Source organism: Microcystis sp. LE19-10.1B (assembly GCF_027530565.1).
GTDB classification, from domain to species: Bacteria; Cyanobacteriota; Cyanobacteriia; order Cyanobacteriales; family Microcystaceae; genus Microcystis; species Microcystis aeruginosa.
The window spans coordinates 1-15,708 of the sequence record NZ_JAPZQM010000440.1; the positions used below are offsets into that span (position 1 = coordinate 1).

General features: G+C 44.7%; 15 protein-coding genes, 3 tRNA genes and 2 pseudogenes. 14 read left to right on the forward strand and 6 right to left on the reverse strand.

Annotated elements, in window-relative coordinates; genetic code table 11:
• Positions 1-133: pseudogene (locus O9332_RS15975) on the forward strand (IS630-like element ISMae24 family transposase); the annotation flags it as partial.
• 100 nt (positions 134-233) lie between these two features.
• On the opposite strand, the pseudogene O9332_RS28115 reads toward O9332_RS15975, so the two are convergent.
• The 4 genes and pseudogenes from O9332_RS28115 to psbU all read right to left on the reverse strand — a co-directional run.
• Positions 234-830 (reverse strand): annotated as a pseudogene (locus tag O9332_RS28115) (glycosyltransferase); the annotation flags it as partial.
• A complete protein-coding gene (locus tag O9332_RS15990; RefSeq protein WP_002761164.1) occupies positions 827-1,921 on the reverse strand; it encodes a HEAT repeat domain-containing protein in 1,095 nt (364 codons plus the stop codon). The gene O9332_RS15990 and the pseudogene O9332_RS28115, both read right to left, overlap by 4 nt.
• A gap of 213 nt (positions 1,922-2,134) precedes the next feature.
• Positions 2,135-3,802 (reverse strand): L-aspartate oxidase, encoded by a 1,668-nt coding sequence (gene nadB / locus O9332_RS15995; RefSeq protein WP_288026396.1) that lies wholly within the window; start codon positions 3,800-3,802, stop codon positions 2,135-2,137.
• Between the two features lie 206 nt (positions 3,803-4,008).
• Entirely contained in the window at positions 4,009-4,416 is a 408-nt protein-coding gene (psbU, locus tag O9332_RS16000; protein ID WP_002761160.1) for a photosystem II complex extrinsic protein PsbU, read from the reverse strand.
• A 478-nt stretch (positions 4,417-4,894) separates the two neighbouring features.
• Between psbU and O9332_RS16005 the strand changes: the two genes are divergently transcribed.
• The 5 genes from O9332_RS16005 to O9332_RS16025 all read left to right on the forward strand — a co-directional run bounded on the left by O9332_RS16005 (position 4,895) and on the right by O9332_RS16025 (position 10,098).
• Positions 4,895-5,530 carry a peroxiredoxin gene (locus O9332_RS16005; protein WP_002761158.1) on the forward strand — a complete coding sequence of 212 codons (636 nt, stop codon included), beginning with the start codon at positions 4,895-4,897 and terminating at the stop codon, positions 5,528-5,530.
• A gap of 593 nt (positions 5,531-6,123) precedes the next feature.
• Positions 6,124-6,426, forward strand: coding sequence for a ferredoxin (locus O9332_RS16010; protein ID WP_002761157.1), 303 nt, complete (start codon positions 6,124-6,126; stop codon positions 6,424-6,426).
• A gap of 133 nt (positions 6,427-6,559) precedes the next feature.
• Positions 6,560-6,644 (forward strand) — tRNA-Tyr (locus tag O9332_RS16015).
• A gap of 8 nt (positions 6,645-6,652) precedes the next feature.
• Positions 6,653-6,724, forward strand: a tRNA-Thr gene (locus O9332_RS16020).
• A 365-nt stretch (positions 6,725-7,089) separates the two neighbouring features.
• The gene (locus tag O9332_RS16025) at positions 7,090-10,098 is read left to right on the forward strand and encodes an alpha-mannosidase (protein WP_002761152.1); all 3,009 of its coding nucleotides are present in this window, start codon (positions 7,090-7,092) and stop codon (positions 10,096-10,098) included.
• Here O9332_RS16025 and psbN read toward each other — a convergent pair.
• On the reverse strand, positions 10,095-10,226 hold the full coding sequence (gene psbN, locus O9332_RS16030) for a photosystem II reaction center protein PsbN (RefSeq protein WP_002761150.1): 132 nt from the start codon (positions 10,224-10,226) through the stop codon (positions 10,095-10,097). The genes O9332_RS16025 and psbN overlap by 4 nt on opposite strands.
• Positions 10,227-10,394: 168 nt before the next feature.
• On the opposite strand from psbN, the gene O9332_RS16035 reads away from it, so the two are divergent.
• The 8 genes from O9332_RS16035 (at position 10,395) to O9332_RS16070 (ending at position 15,245) form a co-directional block, all read left to right on the forward strand.
• Positions 10,395-11,243: a carbonic anhydrase gene (locus O9332_RS16035; RefSeq protein ID WP_002761143.1), complete on the forward strand. Its 849-nt coding sequence runs from the start codon at positions 10,395-10,397 to the stop codon at positions 11,241-11,243.
• A gap of 228 nt (positions 11,244-11,471) precedes the next feature.
• Positions 11,472-11,834, forward strand: a complete 363-nt coding sequence (gene rplS / locus O9332_RS16040; protein ID WP_002738040.1) for a 50S ribosomal protein L19 — start codon at positions 11,472-11,474, stop codon at positions 11,832-11,834.
• A 101-nt stretch (positions 11,835-11,935) separates the two neighbouring features.
• Positions 11,936-12,008 (forward strand) — tRNA-Trp (locus O9332_RS16045).
• Positions 12,009-12,132: 124 nt separating this feature from the next.
• Positions 12,133-12,369, forward strand: a complete 237-nt coding sequence (gene secE, locus O9332_RS16050; protein WP_002761141.1) for a preprotein translocase subunit SecE — start codon at positions 12,133-12,135, stop codon at positions 12,367-12,369.
• Entirely contained in the window at positions 12,366-12,983 is a 618-nt protein-coding gene (nusG, locus tag O9332_RS16055; protein WP_002761140.1) for a transcription termination/antitermination protein NusG, read from the forward strand. Before secE ends, nusG begins: the two co-directional genes overlap by 4 nt.
• A gap of 3 nt (positions 12,984-12,986) precedes the next feature.
• Positions 12,987-13,412, forward strand: coding sequence for a 50S ribosomal protein L11 (gene rplK / locus O9332_RS16060; RefSeq protein WP_002761138.1), 426 nt, complete (start codon positions 12,987-12,989; stop codon positions 13,410-13,412).
• Between the two features lie 55 nt (positions 13,413-13,467).
• A complete protein-coding gene (gene rplA / locus O9332_RS16065; RefSeq protein ID WP_043999247.1) occupies positions 13,468-14,181 on the forward strand; it encodes a 50S ribosomal protein L1 in 714 nt (237 codons plus the stop codon).
• Between the two features lie 140 nt (positions 14,182-14,321).
• Positions 14,322-15,245, forward strand: a complete 924-nt coding sequence (locus O9332_RS16070) for a bifunctional riboflavin kinase/FAD synthetase (protein ID WP_288026402.1) — start codon at positions 14,322-14,324, stop codon at positions 15,243-15,245.
• On the opposite strand, the gene O9332_RS16075 is transcribed toward O9332_RS16070, so the two are convergent.
• Positions 15,242-15,514, reverse strand: coding sequence for a hypothetical protein (locus O9332_RS16075; RefSeq protein ID WP_002761130.1), 273 nt, complete (start codon positions 15,512-15,514; stop codon positions 15,242-15,244). The genes O9332_RS16070 and O9332_RS16075 overlap by 4 nt on opposite strands.
• Positions 15,515-15,708 lie beyond the last annotated feature (194 nt).

A 15,708-nucleotide genomic window follows, 5' to 3' on the forward strand; every position in this document is an offset into this window, starting at 1 on the left:
TGAAATATTATGGAGATTTTTAAAATATGAATGGATTGAATTTAGCGCCTATAAAGACCGAAAGAGCCTCCTCGCTTACGTTAAAAAAGTGCTGGACAATTTTGGAGGCGAGTATGTAATTAATTTTGCCTAGGTACTTAGAAAACTGAAAAATAAGGGTAATGCTGTCAATGTAACTTAAATGCGTAAAAGCTTACGCCCAACTGTTGACAAGCGGCGATCGCATCTTCTCAAGCTTTTTCCGGGGCAATCCGTCCCACCCAGGCTAGACAGGGGGAAGGAGCGGCCCGAAACTGATACAAAGATACGTCTAAACCATTAGCCAAACAGCGATAGGGGGGAGATATTGAGAAAGTTTCTGCTTGGGCGACGGTGTGAAAAGCGAGTAAATGGGGAAAACTGCGGTAGGTTTTTTGAATAATATGATCCATCGCCAAAGAAACGGAAGCCATGCTGACTAAATGGGCGACGGGAGTGGCAAAAAAAGGAGTGAGATAAAAAGGCAGCCAATCCTAGGCAAAATTAACAATTAAATCGTACTGATGTTGTACTTGTTGAGCGTAGTGCCACATATTGGCCAAAACGGCATTTTCGGGCATGAAAATCGGGGCTTGCCGGCCTTGACTTTGGGCGGAAATCTGGGCATTTCCTGCTATAGTGATTAAGGGAATATCATGCAATTGCGAGGCTTCTGGAGCCACTACCCGCACCGCATACCCTTGCTTATTCAGAGTGCGAGCGAGATTATAAAGAGTTAATTCTAGGCCACCGCCGTCCCCCGATCCCAAAAATCCCACGGGGGTGGAGAGAAATAACAGTTTTCCACTCAATTTTGCACCTCAGTGGATGTGGTTTCAGTGAAGGAAGTATCCTGTACGTCATCATCTTCCGGTTCACCAGTGGTTTCCAGGGGAGCAATATCTAAGCGGGGCGGTAATTGCAGATTTAACTGTCTGATTGCCCAGCGTGCTGTTTCTTGCACTTCCTCATCGGAATCATCGAGGGCATGACAAATTAATTGACTGATCTGAGACATGATATCGTAGAGTCTGGTTAAATCCCGGATAGCATTTTTCCGCACTTGGGGATTTTTATCCTGGAGAGAGATAGCCAAAGCTTGGTTCATCGGTCGCAGGGAGCGGGTACAGATTTGAGCGAGAGCTTCTAGGGTTAAACTGCGTTCGTAGGAATCCCCATCCACCATACTATCGACTAAAGGCTGCATTGCCCTAGAATCGGACATCTGTGCCAGCTTCCAAACCGCCCGTCTACGGGTACGGGGATCGTTATCACGAAGACTTTCAATTAAACGCAGGATTAAATCTACGTTCGGGATGCGGGAGGTAGCTTGTACGGGCAAAGAAGGCTCGAAATCCTCGTCACCACTGCCATTAATGTCACTGCCCGTTTTGGGGTCCGCGTCGAAGGAATTGCCATTGCCCCTAGAAAAGTTGTTGAGTGGGTTTTTAGGATTGACGTAAGTTGTCTTTTTGCGCCGTTTTGAGGCTTTGCCCTTGGGACGATATTGGAAGAAAAGCGATAGTAAAACTCCCAATAAAGCGATGGATAACAAGGCCGAGCCAGCAATTAACGGTATTGGTGAAGTCTCGTTTTTGGCGGCTGCGTTGGCGGCCGTGGCGGTTTGACCTAGATACTTCTGGATATTAGCGATCGCATTTTGAGCAAATGTATCGTTCGGACGTTGTGCCAGAGCTTGTTGAAATTTTCCTAGGGCGAGTTGGTAATTTCTTTGGGCTGTAGCTTCGTAACCAGCTTTCATCAACTGATCGTAAGTGGCGACAGTCTGGGGTTGCTCTAACCTAGGGGGAGTTTGAGCGTTAGCCTTGGGTAAAGCCTGAAAATGATGACCCCAACTGCTCACACCGATAGCTAACAAAAATAGGAAATTGGGTTTGATCATAGAATTAATGCAACTGTTTAGGGGGGGGAGGGTAAAAGTATGATAGCCTAAAAGCCGTAAATGAAAAGCACTTAACTCCAGAGATAGGTCATGGACTACGGTGGTGATTGGGAAAGGCCTCCGGTGAGCGTGGGGCGAATAGTAAGGCTCCTAGTAGCGAGGATAGAGTCCACTGTTTAGAGCTTAGGGATTATCTGTGAAAAACTGGCTTAATTAAGCTTGCACAGGCGTTTTACGCCACGTTCGACCTTGAATAGTCGTGTGGAATTGCCAATTAGCTACGGTTTCTGGATAATCGCCCCGATAGTGACCGCCTCGGCTTTCTGCTCGCAATAAGGCACTTTCCAGAATTAAGTCAGCGATATCTAGAAGATTTAATGTCTCGATCGCTATTCTTATTTCTAACTGCACCGAGGGACACAAAAATAATTGTCCTTTGTCGGGGAGAAGATTCTGGAGAAATTGGCCCATCTTTAAGGATTCTAACTGTTGTTTCCACTGTTGCACCCGTAGGATAGCAGTTTCTAACTCATTTTGAAATCGGCAAATTCCCGCATTTTCCCACATTAAAATCGGTAATTCTCTGCGTACTTTTTGCCAGTATTCCTGTTCTTCTTGCCAATTTTCTGCGATTTCTAAGGGTTTTTCTGGTCTTTCCCCCACCAAGTTTTCTGGCTCTAGACCTATTTCAACTAAATTTGCCGCAAAGACAATACATTCCAAAAGAGAATTACTGGCTAAACGATTAGCACCGTGAACACCCGTACTGGCCGCCTCGCCGATCGCATACAAACCGGGTAGAGAAGTGCGGGCGTTTAAATCGGTAGCCACTCCTCCCATCCAATAGTGAGCGGCGGGGGCAACGGGAATCACATCTTCAAACACATTAATGCCCCATTTTTGACAGATGCGGATAATATTGGGGAAACGATAACGCAGACGATCCGGTTCGATCGGTCTTAAATCTAGATATACTTTGGCATGGGCGGGATCGTCGGAGGTTTTCTGCAAATGGCTAAAAATCGCCCGACTCACCACATCCCGGGGGGCCAATTCTCCGGCCGGATGGTAATCGAAGGCAAAACGCCGCCCCCGGTCATCAATTAAATGCGCTCCTTCGCCGCGCACCGCTTCACTAATTAAAAACCGCGGCGCCCCCGGCACAGTCAAAGCGGTGGGGTGAAACTGAAAAAATTCCGGGTCGCGAATCACTGCCCCGGCACGCCAAGCCAGGGCGACTCCATCCCCCGTGCTAACGGCGGGATTAGTGGTTTGGGCATAGACTTGACCGCCGCCTCCCGTAGCCAGAATGACTGCTGGCGCTCGCAGCCAACAGAGATGATCTTGATGGAGTAAACAAATACCTTGACAGCGTTGCCCTTCCGGGTCAAGCCAGAGTTTCAGGGCGATCGCTTGGGGAATAATGGTAATATTGGGGCGTTCGACCACTTTTTCCATCAGGGTACTGACGATCGCTCTCCCCGTGCGATCAGCCGCGTGCAGCACCCGGGCCTGGGAATGGGCAGCCTCAAGAGTGCGGGCTAAGTCGTCTCCGGAGCGATCAAAACTAACCCCCAACCGCAGCAAATCAGCGATCGCTTGAGGGGCCTTCTCGACTAAAAACTGTACGGCATAGCGATCGCATAAGCCCGCTCCGGCTTTTAGGGTATCTTCTAAATGGAAAACGGGGGAATCTGCCGGGGAGGTGGCTGCCGCAATTCCTCCCTGCGCCCAATCACTAGCCCCAGTTTTTAAATCTTCTTTGGTAATTAAACCCACCTTTAAGTTAGGGGGTAAACACAGTGCGGCATACAATCCCGCCGCTCCCGATCCCACCACTAAAACATCTTGATAACTCGGCAGTTGCGAGGAAACGACCATGTAGGAGTTAATTGATAAATTCTATTTATTCTAGCATTTCATTTCTCTATAGTTCTGGCAAAAATCGCCAGTTTTTAGCTTGGGGCAGTATGCCAGATTCTTTCTTTTGCCTCTTGCCTTTTGCCTCTTGCCTTCAGACGCTAATCACTGAAAAAGGTGAGCGATCGCTCACCTTGGAATTTTTTTAAAACCGCCATTAACTGGATTTAGTAAACTCCGGGGTTAAAACGGTCATCACCCTCGATAAATTCTTTAGAAGGCTCAGTAACGGTAAATTTCTCCAGATTAGCCTGTAAACGCTCTTTTTGAGTGGCCGAGAGTCCGGGGATATTGAGGACATCTTCCACTTCTTGGTAGGGGGCGTTTTTGATGATTTTACCAGCTAAATTGGGGTAGAACCCTCTCAAGTCCCGGAAATCGCGAATATCACTGTTATTAAGGTCGATTTTCGCCCCAAATTCTGTGGTTAGTTTGGCATCAGCCGCATTTAAGACCGCCACAGGAAGAGAGGGAAGGGCGATCGAGGTGAGATTGAGAGCTTGAGCGGGAACTTTGCCCCAAAAACTCCCGATAATCAAGGCAATTACCGCCAGCAGACGAACAAGATTCTTCATTGCAGTTGTGGTCTCCTAAAACCAAGGCAAATTAACGATCAGGACAAGAAATGAAGCCGTCAGCCTTCCGACTAGGCATAGGGTGGGTAGTTGGGATTTGCCACCGCAGCCTAGCTATTAGCTGAACGCTGATACCTAGTTAAAAAAGTTATATCATGCCATTAGACCAGATCATAACCTAGTTTGCCCCCCTAGGGGAAGGGTTTTGCGGTTTTGGGGTTTGATCACAAAGAACAAGTTGGTTAGGAGAATCTAAATCGCTAAAACCCTTTTCTGGCAAAGACTTTCCTGCTGCCATCTGGCGGCTGCTACAGTTGAATTTCCCTATTTCCCTATCTCCCCACTTCCCCCATTTCCTCAATCCCCTATCCCCTAACCCAATTATTATAAATCCCTAAAATTATCAATGACGAACAGCACTCCTATGGCATCATAAACTGTTGCTTGTCTTGAAATACATAATAAGGAAGACACAATTATGGCTCTCCAATTGGGTGATATCGTTCCAGATTTTACACAAGATTCTAGTGAAGGTCCGATTTCTTTTCACCAGTGGGTAGGAGATAGCTGGGTGGTGCTGTTCTCGCACCCGGCTGATTATACCCCCGTTTGTACCACGGAATTAGGTACGGTGGCTAGTCTTAAGTCAGAATTTGAGCGACGCAATGTGAAAGTGATCGCTTTGAGTGTGGATAGTGCCGAATCCCATCGGGGTTGGATTAATGACATCAACGAAACTCAAAACACTACCGTTAACTATCCGATTATCGCCGATGGCGATCGCAAAGTGTCGGATCTCTACGGCATGATTCACCCTAATTCCCTCAATAATCTGACGGTACGTTCGGTGTTTATCATCGATCCCAACAAAAAATTACGTTTAACCATTACCTATCCTGCCAGCACGGGACGCAATTTTAACGAGATACTGCGGGTGATTGACTCCCTGCAGCTCACCGATAACTATCAAGTGGCTACCCCCGCTAACTGGACCGACGGCGGCGATTGTGTGGTGGTTCCCTCTATTCCCACTGAAGAAGCTCGTAGCAAATTCCCCAAAGGAGTTGAAGAAATCAAACCCTATCTACGCATGACTCCCCAACCTAATAAGTAATTAGTGACCGGTAATCGGTGAACCATATCCTGGAAAACTGGCAATCCGAAAACCATAAAGTCGTCAGGGAGGGTTAGCCATCCGTTTTAACGGATAGCCAACCCCTGGCAACAGGGGATTTATCTCCCTATATCATTTATTGGTTTGATTGTCAATATATTTTTTCATAGTTTCCCTAGATGTGTTACCGGCAGTAGTGCCGAAAAGCAATTTCTTGGCTGGGTTAAAGACAATTCATCGACATCTATCTTAACCATAAGTTAAATTAATATTTAACAAAAATCGGCTTAAGGCTAAAAAAACAATTAACATTATAGCTCCAAATGCTTAGTATTGGTTAGTTTAGCTAGATTGTAGATCGATGAAATTATCTAGAGATCGAGCAAGGAGCGTCAAGAATTCCTGGTTAGATCTATAAGTAAATTTTATTTTAAGTTTATTTAAGACTGTCATTACTAATGCAAGGCTGAGTCAGGCAGATTTTCCCGTAGTATCAAAAATGAAACTCGCTCCAATCGTTCAATCTGACTACGAGCGAGAGGCAATTGTAGAGACTGCCGCTTTCACTAGCATTTAATTAAGAGGAACAACCGATGGCAACTTATAAAGTCACCCTGAAAAATGAATCTGAAGGACTTAATACTACAATTGAGGTTCCCGATGATGAGTACATTCTCGATGTAGCTGAAGAGCAAGGACTAGACTTACCTTATTCCTGCCGCGCAGGAGCTTGCTCCACCTGTGCAGGTAAAATTGAATCTGGTACTGTCGATCAATCCGATCAATCCTTCTTAGATGACGATCAAATTGAAGCGGGTTATGTCCTCACCTGCGTCGCCTATCCTACCTCTGACTGTGTGATCCTCACCCACAAGGAAGAAGACGCTTTGAAGTAATCTTCAAGATTATCAGAAAATTCCCGTTAAAGCCATGGCTTTAACGGGAGTTATTTTATGGCTCAAAAATTTTTTCCCTAAACACTTGTGTGTTTTAGCTAAGGGTGCTATGATTGTTAATCGTGGAATTAATGGGTCGGTGCCCGAGTGGTTAATGGGGGCGGACTGTAAATCCGTTGGCTACGCCTACGCTGGTTCGAATCCGGCCCGGCCCACCACGATCAATGCCCGTGTAGCTCAGTGGTAGAGCACACCCTTGGTAAGGGTGAGGTCATGAGTTCAATCCTCATCACGGGCTTTCTCTTCCCTGCTCATTCTCAATAAACCGTTGAAGGATGAGATTGAGTAGGGCTTGCTGAATAAATCTAAAAACCTTGTTGGATAATATTTTTAGGCTTTTTTGAAATCAAAAAGTACCGGCCATTGGAGGGATCGGGGGGTAAATTTAGGGACTTTTTCCCTGAAAATTAGGTAATTGACCCCCTGAAAATGGGTAAAACCCTACACCCTACACCCCACACCCTACACCCTACCCCCACCGAAAAACTTTTTGCCGCAAACCCTAAGTAAGTCTTCAGCACTATTGCGTTAACACAAGTTCTCCCCTAGGGCAATTAGTCCTCGATCGCTTAAAATAATCAAAATTAACTTATTTGTTGGCTCATGTCTCCCCTCGACAACATCGCTAAACTGTCTCACCTCACCCGCAGAGATGTTCAGAAAAATTGGTTTATCGCTACAGCAGCGGGAAAACCAATTCAACCCGTCACCCTCAATGAAAAACAATACATTATTTGGCCTGCCGGCAGACAAATCCAATATCTAACTCAAAAAATTATTGTCCCCGAACATTTAGCCGGTTATCCTTTAGAGGGAATGGAACTGAGATTAATCTTAACTTGGTGGGCGGAAGATGTCAAAATTTATGTTAATAATCAATTTATCCAAGCAGGAGACCTCTTTGATTCTTCCACCCGCATTTTACTTTCCAACTCGGTCTCTACTGGTCAAGAAATCCTTGTTACTCTGCGTTTAGTCAGTCCCAATCATGATATTGGTGGTTTGATGAAATCGCAGTTAATCTATGAATATAGCCAAGCGATCGATCCTAGTTTTGTCGCTGATGAATTAACCATTCTCCATAATTATCTGCAAACTTTTTATCCTGAAAAATTAGCGGCTTTTACCGCTACTCTCGATAATATTGACTGGGATAATGTCACCAACAAAGATAAATTTAATCGCTCCCTAGAATCAATTCGTCAATCCCTACAACCCCTCGCTCAACCTCTCAAAGAACGCAGTTTTCATCTTCTCGGTCATGCACATTTGGATATGGCTTGGTTGTGGCCGTTGGCAGAAACTTGGCAAGTGGCACAAAACACTTTTATCTCGGTTTTAAACCTCCAAAAAGATTTCCCTGCCCTCATATTTGGTCATTCTAGCCCCCTAATTTACGACTGGACAGAAAAACATCATCCTGACCTGTTTCAAGCAATTCTAGAGGCATATAAAGGGCAATCTTGGGAACTTTTGGGCGCGATGTGGGTAGAACCAGAAGTCAATTTGATCTCCGGAGAATCCCTATTTCGACAACTACTTTATGGACAAAAATATTTTCAAGAAAAATTTGGACAAATCACTGAAACTGCTTGGCTGCCGGATACCTTTGGGTTTCCCTACCAATTGCCGCAAATTCTTCAATCCTTTGGCATCAAATATTTTGTAACTGGGAAACTACATTGGAATGATACGACTAAATTTCCCCACGGTTTTTTCTGGTGGCAATCTCCCGATGGCAGTAAAATTCTTTCCCTAATGTCTCCTCCCAATGTTGCCGGAGTTATGGATACTAACCCAATTATTATGACCGATCATGCTCTCAATTGGGAACGGCAAACCGGCTTAAAAGATATTTTTTGGCTGCCAGGTGTTGGCGACCATGGCGGCGGTCCGACTCGTGATATGTTAGAGGTAGCCCAACGTTGGCAAAAATCTCCTTTTTTCCCCCAGTTAAAATTTAGCCAAGCAACAACTTATCTGAACAGTCTGGAGACAAGTAATCTCCCTATCTGGGATGATGAATTATATCTAGAATTCCATCGCGGTTGTTATACTACCCACGCTGACCAAAAGGCCTATAATCGTTACTGTGAAATCCTCTTGTATCAAGGAGAATTATGGTCTTCTCTGGCTAATATTTTACTAGAGATTCCCTATCCGAAAGTCGAGATAGAATCCGCCTGGAAAAAGGTTTTATTAAATCAGTTTCATGATATACTGCCTGGTACTTCTATCCCAGAAGTGTTTAGGGATGCCAATCAGTTATGGCGGCAAGTTATCAACACAGGTGAAGCAATTTTACATCAAGCTTTACAAGCAATTGCCACTCAAATTAATTTACCTAATCCCCCCCATCCCCAAGCAAAACCTTTTCTAGTTTTTAATTCTCTTAACTGGGAAAGAACCCAGGTTATCTCTTTATCTATAGAATCTGTCAATTGTTCAGTTTATGACTTAAATAATTGTCTATGTCCTTCGCAATTATCCCACGACAATCAGCTATTATTTATCGCTGAAAATATTCCTGCTGTGGGTTATAAGTTATTTTGGTTAGTTCCCAATCAGCAAGCAACCGAGAAAAATTTAACTAACTGCCAATTTATTTTAGATAATGGCTTGCTTAAAGTTACTATTAACTCGGAAACGGGGGATATAGATAGTATATTTGATATAATTAATCAAAAAGAAATCCTGCAAGCTGCGGGGAACCAATTACAGGGATTTAAAGATCAAGGACAATATTGGGACGCTTGGAATATCGATCCTAATTATCAACAATATCCCTTACCTAAAACAGTATTAAAATCGATCGAATGCTTAGAATGTGGTGCCTTGCGCTGGCAGATTCGCGTGATCAGAAGTTTAGCTGATTCGGAATTTTGTCAAGATTATATCTTAGAAAAAGATTCTCCTATTCTCCAGATTAAAACTATTGTTAATTGGCAGCAGGAACATACTTTAGTAAAAACCGCTTTTCCTCTCACCCTAAACAGCGATTTTACCACCTATGAAATTGCCTGTGGTGCGATCGAGCGTTCCCACGAACCAGAATCACCAAAATGGGAAGTTTACGCGCATAAATGGGCAGATTTAACCGATACAGAGGCAAACTATGGGGTTAGTCTTTTAAATAATAATAAATATGGCTATGATGCTACTAACCGGCAACTGCGATTAACTCTGTTGAGAAGTCCCCGATGGCCCGATCCCGAGGCGGATCTGGGGAAACAAGAATTTACCTATGCAATATATCCCCATCAAGGTAACTGGAAAACGGCGAAAACTGTCCATCACGCTTGGCAGTTAAACTCACCTGTCACCGTTGTTTTTATTACTAATTCTTCTCAATCAAACCAGTTGCCACCCGTGGCACAATGGTTAAAATTCTCGGCCGATAACTTAATTTTAATGAGTTTAAAACAAAGTGAAACATCCTTTCGGGGTTGGGTAATGCGCGTTTATGAATGTCAGGGAGAAAACGCTGTTATTGATTGGCAAAATCAATTACAATTAACAATAAAAGAATCGATCGACGGTTTAGAAAGAGCGATCGATCCTATGGAGCAAATTTCTCCTTGGCAAATAGCCACATGGTTATTAAAGAATTAATCTTCGTGATCTTCAAAAGGATCGCTTAATTCTGCTGCTGGCGGTCCAAAAGCGGTATAAAGAGCTAAAGCGGTAATCCCCACCAAAGCGGCAGCGATCGAAATACCCAAAATTGTTGCAGTTTCCATAAAATAAAATTTGCTTAGATACAGTCTGTATCTTATCTTAACAAAATATAACCGATCTCGCCGTCGATAGCGATCGCTAATCTGGCCGGTTGCATTGCTGTTATCTCATGCCCGATAATGCTGAAAGGATCGACTCAATAGCGATCAAACTAAACCAGAAAAATTATTATGAAGAAACTCCTACAGGGACTAGAAAAGTTCCAGAGTGGTTATTTTGATGAACATCGGCAATTATTTGAGCAACTCTCCCACGGACAAAAACCGAGAATCCTGTTTATCACCTGTTCCGATTCCCGTATCGATCCTAACCTAATTACCCAAGCGGAGGTGGGGGAATTATTCGTAATTCGTAATGCGGGAAATATAATTCCTCCCTACGGAGCAACCAATGGTGGTGAAGGTGCATCTATAGAATATGCTATCAACGCTCTCGGCATCGAGCAAGTGATTATCTGCGGTCACTCCCATTGTGGAGCGATGAAAGGTTTATTAAAATTGCAGAGTCTGGCCGATGAAATGCCTTTAGTTTACGATTGGTTAAAGCAAGCAGAAGCTACTCGACGTTTAGTTAAGGATAATTACAAAGAACTAGAAGGAGAAGAACTGATCGAGGTGACAGTAGCAGAAAATGTTCTCAACCAGTTAAGTAATTTGCAAAGCTATCCAATTATTCGTTCCCGATTACATCAGGGTAAATTATCTCTACACGGTTGGATTTTTCGGATTGAAACTGGCGAAATTTTAGCCTATGATCCCATCCTACACGATTTTGTCGCTCCCCATAGTAAAATTACCCATCCCGAAGCAGCAGACAATTTACCCTCTAGTCGTCACCTTCCCAATAGTCATCCCTTCAAGATTTCTGAGGATTATATCCGGACTCATGCGGACGTAAAAAAAGCGACTCCTGCGGTTAATACTGTGGCGAAAAAGAATGGCTCCTCAACCCAAAAACCGGGCTATAATTATTTAGACCCCTCCCAAGCTGATCGCATTTATCGCGGTTCGAGAAGTTAATTAGGGATTAGAGAAATTCTCTAGAGATGTGCTTATTACCGTCTCTAGAGTGGCAGTTAAGGGCAAGAGCCTTCCCGGTGGATAATGACCGTAATCCGGGACAATCAGCCTAACATCTGGTGACAGCATCGGCAAGTCAGCAACGCTCAGTGTTAGGAAAGCTAATAGCTATTGCTTTTTACTCAAAAAATATGGTATGATGGAAAACTGTCAGTTTTACGAAAGCCGATGAAAACGGAAGAGATTATCAAATCAATCGAAGCCGAGTATCTCAAGAGCGATCTGCCCATTATCCATGTCGGTGACACGATCCGGGTAGGGGTGCGAATCGTTGAAGGAGATAAAGAGCGGATTCAGCCCTACGAGGGCATTGTCATCGCCAAACGCCATGGCGGTATCAACGAAACGATTACAGTACGCAAAGTCTTCCAGGGTGTGGGAGTAGAAAGAGTCTTCCTGCTCCACTCGCCGCGGGTTGCCAGTATCAAGATCATCCGTCGTGGTAAAGTACGTCGGGCGAAACTCTACTATCTGCGCGATCGGGTTGGCAAAGCCACCAGGGTACAAGAACGTTTCGATCGCCCTCTCTAAAAATTTTCCGGCGACAGCCTAACCAAGAAAGTTGCTCAATCGCCAACAACTACGCTATAATAAATAAGGGCCTTAAAAAAGCCAAATAGTTTAGCGAATGGGCGCTCTTAGTTCAGTTGGTAGAACGCAGGTCTCCAAAACCTGATGTCGGGGGTTCAAGTCCTCCAGGGCGCGTTTGGTAATCACCAAGCCGATAACTGCAAAGGACATAATCTAAATGTCTGGGGGTTAGTGTGGGTTGTCCGGTGAAAATGATAAGTTAAGGATAGCTTGAGTATCATTTTAAGGAGTAGCGATCGTGGCCAAAAAAGAAACCCTAGAAAAAGACACGAGCGACAAGAAAGAGGGAAGCTCCTTTCAGGTCAAGGAATTCGTCAATGAAAGCAAAGAAGAACTCGCCAAAGTCGTCTGGCCTTCCCGTCAGCAACTTTTGAGTGAATCGGCGGCCGTGATGTTAATGGTGACTTTGGTAGCCACTCTCATCTATCTGATTGATAAATTCTTTGCCTGGGGTGCGGGGAAGGTGTTCCCATGAATCTAGAAGAAGAGCAGTTTCCCGAAGAAGTCAATCTCAGCGGCCTACCGAAAAAACCCCGTTGGTATGCCGTGCAAGTGGCTTCCGGTTGTGAGAAACGGGTCAAAGCCAATTTGGAACAGCGCATCCACACCCTCGATGTGGCCGATCGCATTCTACAAGTTCAGATTCCCCAAGCGGCCACCGTCAAAGTCCGCAAGGATGGTTCACGGCAACATGGTGAGGAAAAAGTCTTCCCCGGTTATGTCCTGATCAAAATGATCATGGATGATGACGCTTGGCAGGTGGTAAAAAACACCCCCCACGTGATCAATTTTGTCGGGGCCGAACAAAAGCGCCACTACGGACGCGGCCGCGGTCACGTCACCCCGCTACCCTTGAGTATGTCAGAAGTCGATCGCATCTTCAAACAAGCTCAGATTCAAGAACCCGTCGTCAAAATCAATATGGAAGTTGGCGATCAAATCTTGGTTCTATCTGGTCCATTTAAGGACTTTGAAGGGGAAGTGATCGAAGTTAGTCCCGAGCGCGGCAAACTCAAGGCCCTGCTCTCCATTTTTGGTCGGGATACCCCGGTCGAATTGGAATTTAATCAAGTCGAAAAACAAAACTAAATCATGGCTAAAAAAGTCGTCGCAATTATTAAACTAGCTTTACCTGCTGGTAAGGCTAACCCTGCTCCTCCGGTCGGTCCTGCTTTGGGTCAACACGGGGTAAATATTATGGCGTTCTGTAAAGATTACAACGCTAAAACCGCCGATCAGGCCGGCATGATCATCCCTGTGGAAATCTCCGTTTTTGAGGATCGGAGTTTTACCTTTGTCCTCAAAACTCCCCCCGCTTCCGTTCTCATCCGTAAAGCGGCCGGTGTGGAAAGAGGTTCCAACGAACCCAACAAGAAATTTGTCGCCACCATTACCCGCGACCAATTACGGGAAATCGCCCAAACTAAACTGCCCGATCTTAACGCTAACGACATCGAAGCGGCCATGAATATTGTGGCGGGAACGGCCAGAAATATGGGTGTCAAGATCTCAGACTAAATCTTATTTCGGGGAGAAGTTAAGCTTCGTTATTACCCAAGGAGCAACAAATCAGATGGTAAAAAAAGTTTCACGACGTTTGCGAGATGCCCAGGCTAAGGTAGAAAATAAAGCCTACGAGCCATTAGAGGCACTGACATTATTAAAGGAATTAGCGACGGCGAAATTCGACGAAACCGCCGAAGCTCATATTCGTTTAGGTATCGATCCTAAATATACCGACCAACAACTGCGGACAACGGTAAGTTTACCCAAAGGAACCGGACGCACGGTGCGAGTAGCGGTCATTACTCGCGGGGAAAAGGTACAGGAAGCGAACAACGCCGGGGCCGATATCGTTGGTTCGGAAGAATTAATCGAAGAAATCGCCAAGGGGATGATGGATTTCGAGGTGTTAATCGCCACCCCCGATATGATGCCGAAAGTGGCTAAATTAGGTCGTCAACTCGGTCCGCGGGGTTTAATGCCTTCACCGAAAGGGGGAACCGTAACCACGGATTTAACGGGAGCAATCTCTGAGTTTAAAGCGGGTAAATTGGAATTCCGGGCCGATCGCACCGGGATCGTTCACGTTCAATTTGGCAAAGCTTCTTTTAGTGCCGAGGATTTGTTAATCAATTTGAAAGCTTTACAGGAAACGGTGGACAGAAACCGGCCTTCCGGGGCCAAGGGGCGTTACTGGCGCACGGTTTACGTTTCTTCCTCCATGGGGCCATCGATTCAAGTGGATATTAGCGCGCTGCGGGATCTGAAATTAGCAGAAGGTTAATACAGTTATTTTTTCTGAAAAAGCCTCCAAGTAATTGGGGGCGTTTTTTTGGCTTGATCGCCCGATTGATATAGAATCAAAAGGCTACACTCAAGATTAATCGCTTGAATTATTCTCTTGTATCTGTTCTTAGAGCCAGCGTGTGGATTGTAGATTCCCCTAATACCCGTATTTTAGCCCCTAGTGCGATCGCTCTTGGTAACTTTGATGGTTTGCACCTAGGTCATAAAACCGTCCTACAGCCAATTTTTCAGGATGACCCCGCTTATCCCACCGTTGTTAGTTTTACTCCCCACCCGCGGGAATTTTTTACGGGAGAAAAATGGCAATTATTAACTCCTCTAGGGGAAAAGGTGGAGGTTTTAGAGAATTTAGGCGTTAAACAATTAGTTTTACTGCCTTTTTCGGCTCAATTAGCTTCCCTGACTCCCTTGGCTTTTATCAAACAGATTTTAGTAGAAAAATTACAGGCTAAATCGATCAGTGTTGGTCAAGATTTTCGCTTCGGTTATCGTCGTCAAGGTACAGCCGAAGATTTATTACAGATCGCCTCTCAATTTAATATTAAAGTCGAGATTGTTGGTTTGAAAAACTGTGGGGCGGGTCGGATTAGTAGTTCCCTAATTCGTCAAGCTTTGGCAGCAGGAAACGTTGAGCAAGCTGGGCAAATGTTAGGTCGTCCCTACAGTTTAACCGGTCGTGTGGTCATCGGGCAACAGCTAGGCAGAACATTAGGTTTTCATACCGCTAATCTACAGGTTCCCCCCGATAAATTATTGCCGCGACTGGGGGTTTATTGCGGTTGGGTGCATCTTGATGGTTCTCGCTTACCGGCAGTTATGAATATCGGTTATCGTCCCACGATTGAGGGAAAAACTATCAGTGTGGAAATCCATTTATTGGATTGGTCGGGCTATGTATATGATCGCATTTTAACGATGGATTTAGTGCAATTCCTGCGACCAGAACAGAAATTTAATTCTCTCGATCGATTAAAAAATCAGATCGAGATAGACTGCGATCAATCTCGATTAATTCTAACTTCTGTCACCGACAACTCCTAATATTTTTGGTATTCTCTTTCCACTTTACCCACCGCTTTCAATAAAGGAGAATCGAGGGAATCGATCCAATCAGCTACTTCTCGCGCTAATCCTAGGGTAACAATGCCTTGAGACGGTGGTAATTGACCAGCTAAAGCCTGACTTTTGATGGTTTTCAGGACAGAAATTAAACCCTCAATCCGAGTCGATCTTTCTGTTTTCCGCATCTGTTCGGCCACGGTAATAGCTTGGTCAATTGATTGAATTAATTCCCTCATGTTCGTTTCCATAATATTCTAGCGACAGGAAAGAGATGTAACCGTTATTGCTCGCCCCTCTCCCCATTGTATATCTGAACTTCCCCCGTATAAATATACTAGCTATGGCTCAAAGTCTTACAGAGCCTGAGTTAAAGCAATGTAATACTAATAAACTACTGGGTACAAACTCCTGAAATCCTTACGCAGACAGGGTTTGAGGCAAA

Coding starts and splice junctions, on each gene's coding strand:
- rplK (WP_002761138.1), top strand. CDS start 12,987: ATGGCTAAAAAAGTCGTCGCAATTATTAAACTAGCTTTACCTGCTGGT.
- psbU (WP_002761160.1), bottom strand. CDS start 4,416: ATGAAGAATCTTGTTCGTCTGCTGGCGGTAATTGCCTTGATTATCGGG.
- O9332_RS16025 (WP_002761152.1), top strand. CDS start 7,090: ATGTCTCCCCTCGACAACATCGCTAAACTGTCTCACCTCACCCGCAGA.
- O9332_RS16075 (WP_002761130.1), bottom strand. CDS start 15,514: ATGGAAACGAACATGAGGGAATTAATTCAATCAATTGACCAAGCTATT.
- rplA (WP_043999247.1), top strand. CDS start 13,468: ATGGTAAAAAAAGTTTCACGACGTTTGCGAGATGCCCAGGCTAAGGTA.
- rplS (WP_002738040.1), top strand. CDS start 11,472: ATGAAAACGGAAGAGATTATCAAATCAATCGAAGCCGAGTATCTCAAG.
- nadB (WP_288026396.1), bottom strand. CDS start 3,802: ATGGTCGTTTCCTCGCAACTGCCGAGTTATCAAGATGTTTTAGTGGTG.
- psbN (WP_002761150.1), bottom strand. CDS start 10,226: ATGGAAACTGCAACAATTTTGGGTATTTCGATCGCTGCCGCTTTGGTG.
- nusG (WP_002761140.1), top strand. CDS start 12,366: ATGAATCTAGAAGAAGAGCAGTTTCCCGAAGAAGTCAATCTCAGCGGC.
- O9332_RS16005 (WP_002761158.1), top strand. CDS start 4,895: ATGGCTCTCCAATTGGGTGATATCGTTCCAGATTTTACACAAGATTCT.
- O9332_RS15990 (WP_002761164.1), bottom strand. CDS start 1,921: ATGATCAAACCCAATTTCCTATTTTTGTTAGCTATCGGTGTGAGCAGT.
- O9332_RS16010 (WP_002761157.1), top strand. CDS start 6,124: ATGGCAACTTATAAAGTCACCCTGAAAAATGAATCTGAAGGACTTAAT.
- O9332_RS16035 (WP_002761143.1), top strand. CDS start 10,395: ATGAAGAAACTCCTACAGGGACTAGAAAAGTTCCAGAGTGGTTATTTT.